General features: G+C 69.1%; 11 protein-coding genes. 5 read left to right on the top strand and 6 right to left on the bottom strand.

Annotated elements, in window-relative coordinates; translation table 11 throughout:
• The first annotated feature begins 68 nt into the window (after nt 1–68).
• Nucleotides 69–2,294: a transglycosylase domain-containing protein gene (locus ACFWDI_RS38260; protein WP_385311437.1), complete on the top strand. Its 2,226-nt coding sequence runs from the start codon at nt 69–71 to the stop codon at nt 2,292–2,294.
• A 129-nt stretch (nt 2,295–2,423) separates the two neighbouring features.
• Here ACFWDI_RS38260 and ACFWDI_RS38255 read toward each other — a convergent pair whose 3' ends face one another.
• The 4 genes from ACFWDI_RS38255 to ACFWDI_RS38240 all read right to left on the bottom strand — a co-directional run bounded on the left by ACFWDI_RS38255 (nt 2,424) and on the right by ACFWDI_RS38240 (nt 8,323).
• The gene (locus ACFWDI_RS38255) at nt 2,424–3,887 is read right to left on the bottom strand and encodes a catalase (RefSeq protein WP_385311417.1); all 1,464 of its coding nucleotides are present in this window, start codon (nt 3,885–3,887) and stop codon (nt 2,424–2,426) included.
• A 125-nt stretch (nt 3,888–4,012) separates the two neighbouring features.
• Complete coding sequence (locus tag ACFWDI_RS38250; RefSeq protein ID WP_385311416.1) at nt 4,013–5,863, bottom strand: SpoIIE family protein phosphatase; 1,851 nt, start codon at nt 5,861–5,863, stop codon at nt 4,013–4,015.
• A gap of 320 nt (nt 5,864–6,183) precedes the next feature.
• Nucleotides 6,184–6,861 (bottom strand): DUF402 domain-containing protein, encoded by a 678-nt coding sequence (locus tag ACFWDI_RS38245; protein ID WP_385311413.1) that lies wholly within the window; start codon nt 6,859–6,861, stop codon nt 6,184–6,186.
• Between the two features lie 58 nt (nt 6,862–6,919).
• Nucleotides 6,920–8,323 (bottom strand): class II fumarate hydratase, encoded by a 1,404-nt coding sequence (locus ACFWDI_RS38240; RefSeq protein ID WP_385311412.1) that lies wholly within the window; start codon nt 8,321–8,323, stop codon nt 6,920–6,922.
• 107 nt (nt 8,324–8,430) lie between these two features.
• On the opposite strand from ACFWDI_RS38240, the gene ACFWDI_RS38235 reads away from it, so the two are divergent.
• Nucleotides 8,431–9,963 carry a ricin-type beta-trefoil lectin domain protein gene (locus tag ACFWDI_RS38235; protein WP_385311410.1) on the top strand — a complete coding sequence of 511 codons (1,533 nt, stop codon included), beginning with the start codon at nt 8,431–8,433 and terminating at the stop codon, nt 9,961–9,963.
• A gap of 173 nt (nt 9,964–10,136) precedes the next feature.
• Here ACFWDI_RS38235 and ACFWDI_RS38230 read toward each other — a convergent pair whose 3' ends face one another.
• Complete coding sequence (locus ACFWDI_RS38230; RefSeq protein WP_385311408.1) at nt 10,137–11,804, bottom strand: fumarate hydratase; 1,668 nt, start codon at nt 11,802–11,804, stop codon at nt 10,137–10,139.
• 238 nt (nt 11,805–12,042) lie between these two features.
• On the opposite strand from ACFWDI_RS38230, the gene ACFWDI_RS38225 reads away from it, so the two are divergent.
• The gene (locus ACFWDI_RS38225) at nt 12,043–12,708 is read left to right on the top strand and encodes a DUF1707 domain-containing protein (RefSeq protein WP_327325813.1); all 666 of its coding nucleotides are present in this window, start codon (nt 12,043–12,045) and stop codon (nt 12,706–12,708) included.
• A gap of 151 nt (nt 12,709–12,859) precedes the next feature.
• On the top strand, nt 12,860–13,210 hold the full coding sequence (locus ACFWDI_RS38220) for a WhiB family transcriptional regulator (protein ID WP_327325814.1): 351 nt from the start codon (nt 12,860–12,862) through the stop codon (nt 13,208–13,210).
• Nucleotides 13,211–13,294: 84 nt separating this feature from the next.
• On the opposite strand, the gene glpX is transcribed toward ACFWDI_RS38220, so the two are convergent.
• The gene (gene glpX, locus ACFWDI_RS38215; protein WP_362687828.1) at nt 13,295–14,326 is read right to left on the bottom strand and encodes a class II fructose-bisphosphatase; all 1,032 of its coding nucleotides are present in this window, start codon (nt 14,324–14,326) and stop codon (nt 13,295–13,297) included.
• A 132-nt stretch (nt 14,327–14,458) separates the two neighbouring features.
• On the opposite strand from glpX, the gene ACFWDI_RS38210 reads away from it, so the two are divergent.
• The gene (locus ACFWDI_RS38210; RefSeq protein ID WP_385311435.1) at nt 14,459–14,974 is read left to right on the top strand and encodes a DUF4245 domain-containing protein; all 516 of its coding nucleotides are present in this window, start codon (nt 14,459–14,461) and stop codon (nt 14,972–14,974) included.
• The last annotated feature ends 41 nt before the right edge of the window (nt 14,975–15,015 follow it).

Below are 15,015 nucleotides of genomic sequence, written 5' to 3'. Positions count from 1 at the left end.
CCGACGCCGGGCCGATGGCGGCAAGCACGACCAGCGAAAACAGTGACTACGAGCGGAGCAGCGAAGCGATGGGCCGAGCGGAAGCGCGACAAGCCCGGCAGCGCGGGGCGCGCCGGGCGAAGAAAGCAAAGCCCACTGGCATACGGCGCTTCTTCACCTGGAGGAAGCTGCTCGGCACCTTCTTCGGCCTCTGCCTGCTGGCGATGGGCGCCTTCTTCGTGATCTATCTGCTCGTTCCCGTGCCCGAGGCCAACGCCCAGGCCGAGATGCAGAGCAACGTCTACAAGTACAGCGACGGCAAGATCCTCGCCCGCACCGGCAAGATCAACCGTGAGATCGTCGGGCTCGAGAAGATCCCCAAGGAAGTCCAGGACACCTTCGTCGCCGCGGAGAACAAGACCTTCTACAAGGACTCCGGAGTCGACTTCAAGGGCACCGCCCGCGGCGTGATGAACACCCTCACGGGCAAGGGCAAGCAGGGTGGCTCGACCATCACCCAGCAGTACGTCAAGAACTACTACCTGAACCAGGACCAGACGGTCACCCGCAAGCTCAAAGAGCTCGTGATCTCGCTCAAGGTGGACCAGAAGAAGGAAAAGTCCGAGATCCTCGCCGGGTACATCAACACCAGCTACTACGGCCGCAACGCGTACGGAATCCAGGCCGCGGCCCAGGCGTACTACGGCGTCGACGCGTCCAAGCTGAACGTCGCCCAGGGCGCGTATCTCGCCGCTCTGCTCCAGGCCCCGAGCCAGTACGACTGGGCGGTCGCCACGGACACCGGCAAGAAGCTGGTCCGCGCGCGCTGGAACTACGTACTCGACAACATGGTCGAGGAGGAGTGGCTGGACTCCGGCGAGCGCACCGGCCTGAAGTTCCCCGTGCCCAAGGCCCCGAAGGCCGCCCCCGGCATGGAGGGCCAGACCGGCTACCTCGTCGACGCGGCCAACGCCGAGCTGGAGCGCAGGCAGGGCATCAGCGAGGAGGAGATCAAGGCCGGCGGCTGGACGATCACCCTCAACATCGACGAGAAGCGCCAGAAGGCACTGGTCAAGGCGGTCAACAAGCAGCTCGAGGAGAAGCTCGAGCGCAAGAAGGACAAGGCCGACGCGACCGTCCAGGCAGGTGCGACCTCCGTCGACCCGAAGACCGGCCATATCGTCGCCCTCTACGGCGGCATCGGCGCCACCGAGCACTGGCTGTCCAACGCCACCCGCCGCGACTACCAGCCCGCCTCGACCTTCAAGCCCGTCGTCCTCGCCTCGGCCATCGAGAACGGGGCCGAGACCCAGGACGGCGCGAAGATCGGCCTCAACACCAAGTACGACGGCACCAGCAAGCGGCCGGTGAAGGGCAGCGACACCCCCTTCGCGCCGGAGAACGAGGACGACAAGGACTACGGCCCGGTCAGCGTCCAGCGGGCGACGAACAGCTCGATCAACTCCGTCTTTGCGCAGATGATCGTGGATGTCAGCCCGGCAAAGGTGAAGAAGACCGCGATCGACATGGGCATGAAGGACGGCAAGGACTTTCCGGAGCGGCCCGCGATGTCTCTCGGCACGATGGGCGCCTCCACCTGGGACATGGCCGGGGTGTACGCGACCCTCGACAACCACGGCAAGAAGGTCACGCCGACGATCGTGAAGTCCGCCGAGCGCCAGTCCCGCAAGGCTGAGCCGAAGGAGTCCTCGATCGGCGACCAGGCGATCAGCCGCGAGGCGGCGGACACCACGACGGCGGCCATGACGGGCGTCGTGAAGTCCGGCTCGGGCACGAACGCGGCCGGTGACTACGAGGCGGCGGGCAAGACCGGTACCTCGGAGAACAACCGCTCGGCCTGGTTCGTGGGTTACACCCCCGAGCTGGTCACGGCTGTCGCCCTGTTCGGCGAGGACCCCAAGGGCGGGCAGGTCACGCTGACCAACACCGTCAACGAGGGCCGCGCCAACGGTGGTGGCGTCCCGGCGAAGATCTGGCAGCAGTACACGACGGGAGCCCTCAACGACGAGGCCGCCGCCGCCGAGTTCGATCTGGACATCGAAGAGGGCGCGACAGCGGACCCGGACCCGACGCCGACGGAGACCCCGTCCGAGACGCCCTCGCAGACCCCGTCCAAGACGCCGACGGACGATCCGACGAGCACGCCGACGAGGACGCCCACCAAGACGCCGACGGAGGATCCGACGCAGACGCCGAGCATTACGCCATCGGGTCCGCCGAGCTTCACCCCGCCGACCGACCCGGGCGGTGACCCCGGCGGGACAGAGGGCGCCGGCGGCAGGGTCAAGCCCTGACGGCAACATCAGGCCCGGCAACGTCAGGCCCTGACGGCAACCTCAGGTTCTGACCGCGCCCTCAGGCGACATGTACGACAGTGCCCGCGGCACCCGTATCCGGGACCGCGGGCACTGCCGTACTCCCTGTCAGCCGCCGTTCACCTTGTGGGCGATACGGTCGCCGATCTTCTTGTCGATGTTGCGCCAGTACTGCAGCGCCCGGTCCAGGACCGGCCGGGTCACGCCGTCCTTCAGATGTCCGCTGACGTTCGACACCAGTCGCTCACGGGCCGCGTCGTCCAGTACATGGCGGACCATGGTCCCCGGCTGGCCCCAGTCGTCGTCCTCGCGGTGCGGCTTGTACGCCTCGCGCACCAGCTCTCCCGCGGCCTCCCAGCTCGCCGGTTCGCCGAAGCGCTGGAAGTCGGCGGCGGGACCGCCGTAGGAGTTCGGCGCGTACGGCCTCGCGGCGTTCGACGCCACGTACCGCATCGGGCCGTCCTTGGCATACGAGTTCACCGACGTGTGCGGCCGGTTGGGCGGCAGCTGGGCGTAGTTCGGGCCGATCCGGTACCGGTGGGTGTCCGGGTACGAGAAGAGCCGTCCGAGCAGCATCTTGTCCGGCGACGGACCGATGCCCGGCACCATGTTCGACGGTTCGAAGGCCGCCTGCTCGATGTGGATGAAGTAGTCGTCCGGATTCCTGTTGAGCGTCATCCGGCCGACGTCGATCAAGGGGTAGTCCCCGTGCGGCCACACCTTGGTCAGGTCGAAGGGATTGAAGCGGTAGTCCGCCGCGTCCTCGAACGGCATGATCTGGACCTTGAGGCTCCAGCTCGGCGCGTTTTTGGACTCGATCGACTCGTACAGATCGCGGCGGTGTTTGTCCGCGTCCGTGCCGGCCAGCTCGTCGGCCTCGGCCTGTGTGAGGAAGTCGATGCCCTGGTCGGTCTTGAAGTGGTACTTCACCCAGAACCGCTCGCCGCCGCCGTTGATCCACATGTAGGTGTGGGAGCTGTACCCGTTCATATGGCGGTAGGTCTTCGGAACGCCGCGGTCGCCCATCAGCCACGTCACCTGGTGCGCGGACTCGGGGGACAGCGTCCAGAAGTCCCACTGCATGTCGTTGTTGCGCAGCCCGGTGGCCGGGTGGCGCTTCTGGGACCTGATGAAGTCCTGGAACTTGATCGTGTCGCGTACGAAGAAGACCGGCGTGTTGTTGCCGACCATGTCGTAGTTGCCGTGTTCGGTGTAGAACTTCAGCGCGAAGCCGCGGGGGTCACGCCAGGTGTCGGGGGAGCCCTGCTCACCCGCGACAGTGGAGAAGCGGGCCAGCATCTCGGTGCGCTTGCCCGGCTGGAAGAGGTCCGCCCTGGTGAACTGGCTGACGTCATTGGTGACTTCGAAGGTGCCGTACGCTCCCGCGCCCTTCGCGTGCACCACCCGCTCAGGGACCCGCTCCCGGTTGAACTGGGCCATCTTCTCGATGAGGTAGTGGTCCTGGAGCAGGATCGGACCGTCGGGTCCCACGGTGAGCGAATGCTCGTCGCTCTCCACCGGGATGCCGACATTGTTGGTCGTGTACGGGGCCTTCGGGGATGACTCGGTCACGAGCGTCCTCCCGTCGATAGAGGGATTGAGGTCGCATCGGCCGCGTGCCCCAGTCAACTCCCACGACACCCTGTCGGCAACATTTGGACAGGGTCCAGATCTGGCCCCAGTACGAGCTCTGCCGGCTATGCGGGAGTAGGCAGCTCGAACCACACCACCTTGCCGGTCGACAGGCGGGTCGCTCCCCACCGTCTGGCCAGCCGGTTCACCAGGAACAGCCCTCGTCCGCCCTCGTCCGTGTCCCGGGCCCGGCGCTGCCTCGGCAGCTGCGGAGAGTCGTCGCCGACCTCGCAGCGCAGTACGTCCGTACGCAGCAGCCGCAGCGTCACCGGCCGCTCGGCGTACCGCACGGCATTGGTCACCACCTCGCTGACCAGCAGCTCCACCGAGTCGCTCAGCTCCTCCAGGCCCCAGCGGTTCAGCGCCCGCCGGGCCAGTCTCCTGGCCCGGCCCGGAGCCGCGTCCTCGGGCTCCAGGAACCAGTAGGCGACATCGCTCGGCGCGATCCCGTCGAAGCGGGCCGCGAGCAGTGCGATGTCGTCGTCCCGGTCGCCCGGGCCGAGAACGTCCAGCACGTCGTCGCAGAGCGCCTCGAGCGGCGGCGAATGGTCCGGACCGGTCAGCTGGGCGGTGGCGGCGAGCCGCTCCCGCAGCTGCTCGATCCCCGTCCACACATCCCGCAGCCGGGACTCGACCAGGCCGTCGGTGTACAGCAGCAGGGTCGCGCCCGCCGGGGCGTCCAGCTCCACGGCCTCGAAGTCCACACCGCCCACGCCGATGGGTGCGCCGGGCGGTACGCGCAGCACCTCGGCCCGCCCGCCCAGGTGCAGCAGGATGGGCGGCGGGTGGCCGGCGTTGGCGATGGTGATGCGGTGCGAGACGGGGTCGTACACGGCGTAGAGGCAGGTGGCCATGCGGTCCGTGCCGAGCCGCTGGGCCTGCTCGTCCAGATGGTGCAGAACCTCCTGCGGCGGCAGATCGAGACCGGCCAGGGTCTGCGCGGTGGTGCGCAGCTGGCCCATGATCGCGGCGGACGTCATGGAGTGCCCCATGACGTCGCCGACCACCAGCGCCACCCGGCTGCCCGGCAACGGGATCGCGTCGTACCAGTCGCCGCCGACCCGGGCGGTCTCGGCGGCCGGGAGGTAGCGGGACGCGAGACGGACGCCGGTCGGCTGCGGGAGCGAGTCGGGCAGCATGGTGCGCTGCAGCTCGTCGGCGATGTACGCCTCACGTCCGTACAGCACGGCCTTGTCGATGCCGAGCGCGGTGTGCGTCGCCAACTGGGCGGCGACCAGGAGGTCGTTGGGCTCGAAAGCGGGCCGGTCCGGCCGACGGAGGAAGACGGCCGCGCCGATCACCCGCCGCCTGCCGCGGAGCGGGGCGAGTATCGCGCGATGTCCGCTCGGTACGGTGCGGTCGGCGCCGAGCAGCTCGGGCAGGGCGGCCCGGGCGGCCGCGGAGTCGCCGAAGACGGGCCGTACGCCGCGCAGCACCTCGGAGAGCGCACCACCGGACCGCACCTCGCACAGCTCGGCGGCAGGCATGAGGTCGGTCTGCGGGTCTACGACCGGGATGGGGGCGGCGGTGCCGAGATCGGCGTCCTCACCGGCTAAACGCAGCCGGTCGGTGCGGCGCAGCCGCAACACGAACGGCGAGACCGGCCGCTCGTCGCCCACCGGCAGCGGGCTGCGGAGATAGACGAGAATCGCGTCCGAGAAGGTCGGCACGGTCGCCCGGCACAGCCCGAGCACGATCTCGTCGAGGTCTATGCCGCGCGCGATCCTGCGGGTGGCGGCCCCCACGAAACGCAGTCGGTCGCCCTCGCGGCGTGCGGTCCCCGCAAGGTCCTGCGGCGGACCGGCAGGCGGGGGCACGTTCGAGCCCCCGGTCGCCTCGGACCGCGGCCGGGTGCGTTCATGCGGCCGGGCAGCCAAGGGCTGCCGGCCTTCGTGGGAGGTGGGCTGCTCCGTCACGCGTGGGATTCCGTCCGTCCGGGCCGGTTGTGCGATGCAATCGCCTCGTGAGGCGGTATACCCGCTCTGCGGGCGGCGCCGACAGGATGGCAGGCATCCGGCACAGCTCCACCCCCTTGAAATGACTCGTGATGACTTACGGTCAGGCTGTGCCCTGCGCTCAATAGTTGCTCAAACGGCGCAGCCTTGCGGACGACGATCCTACGTTTGCCCCCTGGGGGCGCATCAAGAGTCTCACGAGGTCGTATGAGCTGGAGCGTGTTCCCGGACCGGAATCAGTCACTTCACCCGGCGCCCGCGCACAGACTCCTGACGCGGACTCAGGACGTCACCTGCACCGCCGTACGGTCCCAGTCCGCCGGAAGCCGAGGCACCCGCCACGCCGGGTCCGGCCGCCAGCCCTCCCAGCCCGCGGAGAACGGCGCCTGCCAGGCCCGGATCGCCTCGACGGCCGCCTCCCCCGCCTCCCGTACGGCCTGAGCCTTCTCCACGTCCATCAGGCCGACCCGCTGGGCCTCCGCGAACTCGTCCTCGTCCAGCCAGAGCCAGGTGCGGTCCGGGTGGACGGCAATGTCCAGGAAGTGATCCTCGGAGTCGACGCCGCCCGCCCAACGGACGTGCGGCTCCTCGAGGTTCACATACCAGTTCTTGAACCGCCAGCCGCGCTCCCAGAACAGCCAGACCGACCAGGGTTCACCGGGCCGCGCCAGCTTCAGTACGCCGGTGCCGAACCAGCGGGCGCGGGCGGTGGTGCGCGGTGCGGTGTAGCGGGTGGCCAGCGGCTCCTGGTGCACCGGCGTGCCGTCCGCGAGCACCGGCTTCACACACTCGGTGCCCGGCGCCATCCACACCGCGAGCAGCTCGTCGGTGTCCTCCACGACGGTCACGGGCCGGCAGATGTGGATGCCGCCGCCCGACAGATCCGGGGCATGGCCGCGGTAGCGCCAGAGGATGTGGTCCCCGGGCGCCCAGCGTGCGATGCGTTCCGTACCTGTCATGCGCAGATCTTAGGAGTACGGCCGGGGCCCCGCTGCGACGCAGGTCACGGCCACCGGCTCACGGATGTGTCATACGCAGCACGTCAAGGGCCTCGTCCAGCTGCTCGAGGGTCAGCGCTCCACGCTCCACATAGCCGGACTCGAGGACGACCTCGCGGATCGTCTTCCGCTCGGCCAGCGACTTCTTGGCGACCTTCGCCGCCTCCTCGTACCCGATGTACTTGTTCAGCGGGGTGACGACGGCCGGCGAGGACTCCGCGTACTCACGGGCTCGCTCGACGTTCGCGGTGATGCCGTCGACGGTACGGTCCGCCAGCAGCCGCGAGGCATTCGCGAGGAGCCTGACCGACTCCAGCAGATTCTTGGCGATCACCGGCATCATGACGTTCAGCTCGAAGTTCCCGGCGGCGCCGGCCGCCGCGACCGTGGCGTCGTTGCCGGTCACCTGGGCCGCCACCATCAGCACGGCCTCCGGGATCACCGGGTTGACCTTGCCGGGCATGATCGAGGAGCCCGGCTGAAGGTCGGGGAGGCCGATCTCGGCGAGGCCGGTGCGCGGGCCCGATGCCATCCAGCGCAGGTCGTTGGAGATCTTGGTGAGCGAGACCGCGATCGTACGCAGCTGGCCGCTCGTCTCGACCAGCCCGTCGCGCGCACCCTGCGCCTCGAAATGATTGCGGGCCTCGGTCAGCGGCAGCCCGGTCGCGCGGGCGACCTCGGCGATGACCGCGGCCGAGAAGCCGGGCGGGGTGTTGATGCCGGTGCCCACCGCCGTGCCGCCGAGCGGGAGTTCGGCGAGGCGGGGGAGGGAGGCATTGAGCCGTTCCACGCCGTACCGGATCTGTGCGGCATAGCCGCCGAACTCCTGGCCCAGCGTGACGGGGGTGGCGTCCATCAGGTGCGTACGGCCGGCCTTGACGACCAGTGAGAACTCGGACGCCTTGCGCTCCAGCGAGGCCGCCAGTTGCTCCAGCGCCGGGATCAGATCGCCCGTCACGGCCGCCGTCGCCGCGATGTGGATGGAGGAGGGGAAGACGTCGTTGGACGACTGGGACGCGTTCACATGGTCGTTGGGGTGCACATCACGGCCGAGTCGCTCAGTGGCGAGCGTGGCGATGACCTCGTTGGTGTTCATGTTCGATGAGGTGCCGGAACCGGTCTGGAAGACGTCCACCGGGAAGTGCTCGTCCCAGCGGCCCTCCGCGACCTCCGCGGCCGCGTCGGCGACGGCCTCCGCGATGTCCTTGTCGAGCACGCCCAGTTCGGCGTTGACCCGGGCCGCGGCCGCCTTGATCCGGGCCAGGGCCTCGATATGGGCCCGCTCCAGCCGCTGGCCGGACACGGGGAAATTCTCCACCGCCCGCTGGGTCTGGGCCCGCCACTTGGCGTGCGCCGGTACCCGTACCTCACCCATGGAGTCGTGCTCGATCCGGTACTCGCTCGCGTCGTCCATCGCTGCCATGCCTCCTTGGAACTCTCAAAAAGATGAGCAGTTGTCTTGTTCTGACTATTCCCAACTGTGCTACTCGCCAGTAAATACCCGGACTAACAGCAAACCGGGGAGGCGCAATGAGGCGCACCAGGCACAGACTTCGCCGTACGGTCGCGGCCGCCGCGGCACTGGCGGCAGGACTTGGCGGAATGGCCGCCACGGCCACCACCGCCCGGGCCGCCCAGCCCGACGCGATACGTACCGCAGCATCCGTACCGCTCCCGCCCGAACTGGAGTCCATCCGCGCGACCGAGGCCGTCAAGCTCTACGGCAGCCCCGCCGAACGCCCGCTCGCCGACCGCGAGACCGGCCTGATCTCGCTCGGCGACAGCGAGATCTCCGGCGAGGGCGTCGGCAGCTACGAGCCAGGAACGAACGGCCCCGACAACTGGTGCCACCGCTCGCCCGACGCCGCCATCCACCGCACGGGCATCGCCGCGGACCTCACGTACAACGTCTCCTGCTCCGGCGCGTACACCGGGAACATCCGGATCGGCGGCTCGAAGCAGTACGCCGACGAGCTGGTCCAGAGCGACAGCCTCGCCATCAAGGCGCGCAACACCCGTATCAAGATGGTGCTGTTGGTGGCCGGCGCCAATGACGATCTGCAGTTCGGCCCGGTGATAACCGACTGCGTCACGCGCTATGTGCTGTTCCAGGGGCCGTGCGAGCCGAAGTACGCGGCGGGCTGGCAGGCCCGCGTCGACGGCCTGATCCCCAAGGTCGAGCAGACCGTACGGGACCTGCGCACCGTGATGAGCGACGCCGGATACGCCGACGGTGACTACAAGCTGGTCGTGATGGGCTACCCGAGCCCCATCGGCCCGGACTTCCGCGACAATCCGAACTTCCCCGGCAAGCTGATCTGCGGCGGTATGGGCTACGACTCCGACACCGTCTGGGGCCGCAACACCGCCGTCCCCGCGTTCGAGCGCGGTATGCGCAGGGTCGCGCAGTCCACCGGGGCGGTCTATCTCGACAACTCCCGGCTCTTCCACGGCCATGAGGTCTGCATGGAGGACGCCTGGGCGCGCGGGCTGTACATCGATCTCTCCAACCCCATTCCGCCCGACTCCAATTCGGCCCGCCAGTCCTTCCACCCCAATGTGCGCGGCCATGCGGCGTTCGCCTCCTGCCTCACCCAGCTGTACAACTCGGGGCTGCGGGAGGCCAGTTGCGCGGATGTGGCGTCGACAGGGAAGCCGGCGCTGTACGCGGGCGCGTGGGACGACGCGTACAAGCCGCTGAAGGAGGAGGCGACGGGCTCGTGCCTGGACGTCGCGGGTGCGGTGAGCCGCAACGGGACGGGCGTGGTGGGCTGGGACTGCCACGGCGGCCGTAACCAGGGCTGGTGGTACGACTCGGCGCGCAAGTCGCTGCACACGGAGCTGACGCAGGACCGGTGCCTGGATGTGCCGGGCGGGAGCTATGCGGCGGGCGCGGCGGTGATCGTGTGGAACTGCCACGGCGGCGCGAACCAGCAGTTCGTCCGCACGGGCGGGACGATTCGGCCGTCGTCGGCGACGGGGTTGTGCCTGACGCTGGCGTCGGCGAAGGAGCCGGCCCGGCTCCAGCCGTGCACCGGGGCGGCGAACCAGCGCTTCGCGTAGGGCTGTTCCCCAGCCCGCCCCTTCCCGAATCGGGGCTCCGCCCCGAACCCCGTACGCGCTTCGCGCGTGTCCTCAAACGCCGGACGGGCTGAAAAATCCAGCCCCGCCGGCGTTTGAGGCGCGGGGTCTGGGGCGGAGCCCCAGTTCAGGGAAGGGGCGGCCCGCCGCAGGCGTTACGCCAGCCCCGGACCCCGCACCGGAATCGACGTGAACGTCGGCGCGGGCGCCGGCTCCGTGAAGAAGTCGTTGCCCTTGTCGTCCACCACGATGAACGCCGGGAAGTCCTCGACCTCGATCCGCCACACCGCCTCCATGCCGAGCTCCTCGTACTCGACGACCTCGACCTTCTTGATGCAGTCCTGCGCGAGCCGCGCCGCGGGCCCGCCGATCGAGCCCAGGTAGAACCCGCCGTGCGTCCCGCACGCGTTCGTCACCTGCTGCGAGCGGTTGCCCTTGGCCAGCATGACCCTGGAGCCGCCCGCTGCCTGGAACTGCTCGACGTACGAGTCCATACGGCCGGCCGTCGTCGGCCCGAAGGAGCCGGACGCGTAGCCCTCGGGGGTCTTCGCCGGACCGGCGTAGTAGACCGGGTGGTCCTTCAGGTACTGCGGCATCTCCTCGCCCGCGTCGAGCCGCTCCTTGATCTTGGCGTGCGCGATGTCGCGGGCCACGACCAGCGGGCCGGTCAGCGAGAGCCGGGTCTTGACCGGGTACTTGGTGAGCTCGGCCAGCACCTCGTCCATCGGCCGGTTGAGGTCGATCTTCACGACGTCACCCGCCTCGTCCAAGTGCGCGTCCGTCGTGTCCGGCAGGAACCGTGCCGGGTCGGTCTCCAGCTGCTCCAGGAACACGCCCTCGGCAGTGATCTTCGCGGTGGCCTGGCGGTCGGCCGAGCAGGAGACGGCGATCGCGACGGGCAGCGAGGCGCCGTGACGCGGAAGGCGGACGACGCGGACGTCGTGGCAGAAGTACTTGCCGCCGAACTGCGCGCCGATGCCGATCTTCTGGGTGAGCTCGAAGACCTTCTCCTCCAGCTCCTTGTCCCGGAAGCCGTGGCCGGTGGGCGAGCCCTCGGCGGGCAGCTCGTCGAGGTAGTGCGCGGAGGCGTACTTCGCGGTCTTCAGCGCGAACTCGGCGGACGTGCCGCCGACGACGATGGCGAGGTGGTACGGCGGGCAGGCGGCCGTACCGAGCGAGCGGATCTTCTCCTCCAGGAACTTCATCATGGAGGCCTCGTTCAGGACCGCCTTGGTCTCCTGGAAGAGGAAGGACTTGTTGGCGGAGCCGCCGCCCTTCGCCATGAAGAGGAACTTGTACGCACCGCCGTCGGTCGCGTACAGCTCGATCTGGGCGGGGAGGTTGGAGCCGGTGTTCTTCTCCTCCCACATGGTGAGCGGAGCCATCTGCGAGTAGCGCAGGTTGAGCTTGGTGTACGCGTCGTAGATGCCGCGCGAGAGAGCTTCCTCGTCGCCGCCCTGCGTCAGGACGTTCTGGCCGCGCTTGCCCATGACGATCGCCGTGCCGGTGTCCTGGCACATCGGGAGTACGCCGGCGGCCGCGATGTTGGCGTTCTTCAGCAGGTCCAGCGCGACGAACTTGTCGTTGGAGGAGGCCTCCGGGTCGTCGACGATACGGCGCAGCTGCGCGAGGTGGGCGGGCCGCAGGTAGTGCGAGATGTCGTGCATGGCCTCGGCGGCGAGCGTGCGCAGCGCCTCCGGCTCGACCTTGAGGAACGTACGCCCGTCGGCCTCGAAGGTGGAGACACCCTCGGAGGTCACCAGCCGGTACGGCGTGGTGTCCTCTCCCAGCGGGAGCAGATCGGAGTACTGAAACTCTGGCATGACGGCCATTCCTCACTCGGCAGACAGCGGCGCTGACGTCCATTGGCAGCGCGCCCTTCAGCGTAGAACGCGGTCGGCCGCGCACGCTTGTGAGGTAGGGCTCACTCACGCATCGAGGGGCGTCGGCAGGCCCTCCGGTGGTTGAGGTGCGGGGTCCGGGGCGAAGCCCCGGTGCTCGGCGCCGCGCCCGGCCCCGTACCCCTAGTCGCGATCTATCGCGTTTCGCTACGCTGGATCCGTGGACCTCGAAAAGCACCCCCAGAAGCCGGTCGCCCCCGCGGAGCCCAGTGACGCCATCCGCGCCTCGGATGCCGACCGCGACCGGATCGCCGACATTCTCCGGGACGCCCTGGCCGAGGGCCGGCTGGACGCCGAGGAGCACTCCGAGCGGATCGACGCCGTCTACCGGGCCAAGACCGTCGGGGAACTGGAGCCGCTGGTCCGGGACTTGCCCGCGGCCCGCACCGGCACTCGCGGCGACGCCATGTCGTACGCGTACGGGCCCGAGGAGCCCGTCGGCCCCGCCGAGAATCTCATCGCCGTCTTCTCCAGCTCCACCCGCAAGGGCCGTTGGCGCGTCGGCCGCCGCACCAACGCCTTCTCGCTCTTCGGCAACATCGAGATCGACCTCACCGAGGCGCTCTTCGAGCAGCGGCTGACCGTCATCAACGCCACCTCCATCTTCGGCAATGTCGAAGTGCGGGTCCCGGAGAACATCTCGCTGCGCGGCAGCGGCACCGGGTTCTTCGGCAACTTCGACGTGCTCACCCTGGAGGCGGCCGATCCGGAGGCCCCGGTGGTCGTCGTGAACGGGTATTCGGTTTTCGGCAATGTCGAGGCCAGGCCCAAACGGGGCCGTCTCATCGCCGACCTCCATGACCGCCTGCGCAAACACCTCGGCTGACGGCTCCGCTCCGGAGCACTTTCCGGCCGCGAGCGCCTGCCCGCAATTCCGTGCCCCGGAACTCAGTGCCACTCAGTGAATAGGAGTGCGTACAGCGGGTAGGGAGTGCTGCATCGTCTCTCGCTCGCGAAGCCGTCGTCAGGAGTAGACCGTGCTGCAACTGCCGCATCAGTCCTTGCAGGTCGCCGCCGTTCCGCCCCAGCGAATTTCCGCTCGGGAAGATCAGGCCGGGCCCTGGCACGCGGAGGCGGTGTGCCGCCGGGACGAGGCCGGACTGTTCTTCGCTCCGTCCAAGGAACCGACGGCCGCGCGGCTGTCGCGCGAGGAGGCCGCGAAGCGGGTCTGCGCCCGCTGCCCCGTGATGGTCGAATGCCGGGAGCACGCTCTGCTCCAACCCGAGCCGTACGGCGTGTGGGGCGGGCTGACCGCGGCCGAGCGCCGCGTGGTGCTGGCCCGGCGCAGGCGGCGCGAGGTGGAGCTCAAGAAGTCGGCGGCGGCCTGAGCGCCGGGCAGGGACGGGAAGGGGCGCCCCCACCGCACTCGGGGGGCGCCCCTTCCCGTACCCGCTTGTCCTGCTCGGCTCGTCCTACTTGGCGCGGTCGAAGTCGATGGCGCTGTACGCGCGCAGCTTCGACAGCCGGTGGGTCGAGTCGATCTGGCGGATCGTGCCGGACTTGGAGCGCATCACCAGCGACTGGGTGGTCGCGGTCTCCGCGCGGTAACGCACTCCGCGCAGCAGCTCGCCGTCCGTGATGCCGGTGGCGACGAAGAACACGTTGTCGCCACTGACCAGGTCGTTCGTGTGCAGCACCCGGTCCAGGTCGTGCCCGGCGTCGAGCGCGCGCTGCCGCTCGGCGTCGTCCTTCGGCCAGAGCTTGCCCTGGATCGTGCCGCCGAGGCACTTGATCGCGCAGGCGGAGATGATGCCCTCGGGCGTGCCACCGATGCCCATGAGCATGTCGACGCCGGTGCCTTCGCGTACGGCCATGACCGAGCCCGCGACATCGCCGTCCGAGATGAACTTGATGCGCGCGCCGGTCTCGCGGATCTCCTTGACGATGCCCTCGTGGCGCGGACGGTCCAGGATGACGACCGTGACGTCCTCGGGCGCGGAGTGCTTGGCCTTGGCGACCCGGCGGATATTGACCGAGACGGGGGCGTTGATGTCCACGAAGTCCGCGGCCTCGGGGCCGGTGACCAGCTTGTCCATGTAGAAGACCGCGGACGGGTCGAACATGGTGCCGCGGTCGGCGGCGGCGAGCACGGCGATGGCGTTCGGCATGCCCTTGGCGTTCAGCGTGGTGCCGTCGATCGGGTCCACGGCGATGTCGACCTCGGCGCCGGTACCGTCGCCGACCCGCTCGCCGTTGAACAGCATCGGGGCTTCGTCCTTCTCGCCCTCGCCGATGACGACGATGCCGTTCATCGAGACGGTGGAGACGAGGGTCCGCATGGCCTTGACGGCCGCTCCGTCCGCGCCGATCTTGTCGCCGCGGCCGACCCACCGGCCGGCGGCCATTGCGGCGGCCTCGGTGACCCGGACCAGCTCCAGGGCGAGGTTGCGGTCGGGGGCCTCAGGAGAGACCTCGAGCTGGGACGGCAGATGATGCTCGGTCATCGGAGCGCACCTTTCTGTACGACGACGGCCGGAAAAGAGGGTGATCCGACTCTATCGGTACGTCGATAAATTGAGCAGAGGGGGCCACGTTTGAGCACACTTCCATGATGCGACCATGGGGGCGTGGCAGGTATGCGAGGCAGACAGACGGTGCGGGACATGGTGCTGTCGATGGCGGTGATCGGCGCCGTCGTCGCAGTGATCTACGTGTTCATTCCGCACGACGAAAAGGCGGACCCGGTCAAGGCGGTCGACTACCGGGTGGAGCTGCTGACGGCACGGCGCGCGGCGCCGTACCCGGTGGCGGCACCTGAGGGACTGGCGAAGGAGTGGAGGCCGACATCGGTCTCGTACAAGCGGGCCGATGCGGACGCCTGGCACCTCGGCTTCCTGGACCCGGACGGCGAGTACATCGCGGTCGAGCAGTCCACGGCGCCGGCCGGCAAGTTCATCCCGCAGGTCAGCCAGCAAGCCCGGGAGACCGGGAAGACGCAGCAGGTGGGCGACGTGGTCTGGCAGCGCTGGGAGGGCCCGAAGTACGACGCGCTGGTGCGCGAGGACAACGGCTCGACGACCGTGATCACGGGTACGGCGTCGCCGGAGCGGCTGGCGGAGATGGCCACCGCGCTGGAGTCGAAGAAGTCCTGATCCCGTTGCAGGAAAAGGCCGCCGCACCCCGGAGCGGGTGC

It is taken from the genome of Streptomyces sp. NPDC060064, assembly GCF_042736455.1.
Taxonomy (GTDB): domain Bacteria; phylum Actinomycetota; class Actinomycetes; order Streptomycetales; family Streptomycetaceae; genus Streptomyces.
This window is presented reverse-complemented; position numbering and strand designations above follow the sequence as displayed.

What these genes read in the sequence shown, in the direction of transcription:
- ACFWDI_RS38245 (WP_385311413.1), bottom strand. Translation starts at nt 6,861, where the DNA reads ATGACAGGTACGGAACGCATCGCACGCTGGGCGCCCGGGGACCACATC.
- ACFWDI_RS38240 (WP_385311412.1), bottom strand. Translation starts at nt 8,323, where the DNA reads ATGGCAGCGATGGACGACGCGAGCGAGTACCGGATCGAGCACGACTCC.
- ACFWDI_RS38235 (WP_385311410.1), top strand. Translation starts at nt 8,431, where the DNA reads ATGAGGCGCACCAGGCACAGACTTCGCCGTACGGTCGCGGCCGCCGCG.
- ACFWDI_RS38260 (WP_385311437.1), top strand. Translation starts at nt 69, where the DNA reads ATGGGCCGAGCGGAAGCGCGACAAGCCCGGCAGCGCGGGGCGCGCCGG.
- glpX (WP_362687828.1), bottom strand. Translation starts at nt 14,326, where the DNA reads ATGACCGAGCATCATCTGCCGTCCCAGCTCGAGGTCTCTCCTGAGGCC.
- ACFWDI_RS38230 (WP_385311408.1), bottom strand. Translation starts at nt 11,804, where the DNA reads ATGCCAGAGTTTCAGTACTCCGATCTGCTCCCGCTGGGAGAGGACACC.
- ACFWDI_RS38210 (WP_385311435.1), top strand. Translation starts at nt 14,459, where the DNA reads ATGCGAGGCAGACAGACGGTGCGGGACATGGTGCTGTCGATGGCGGTG.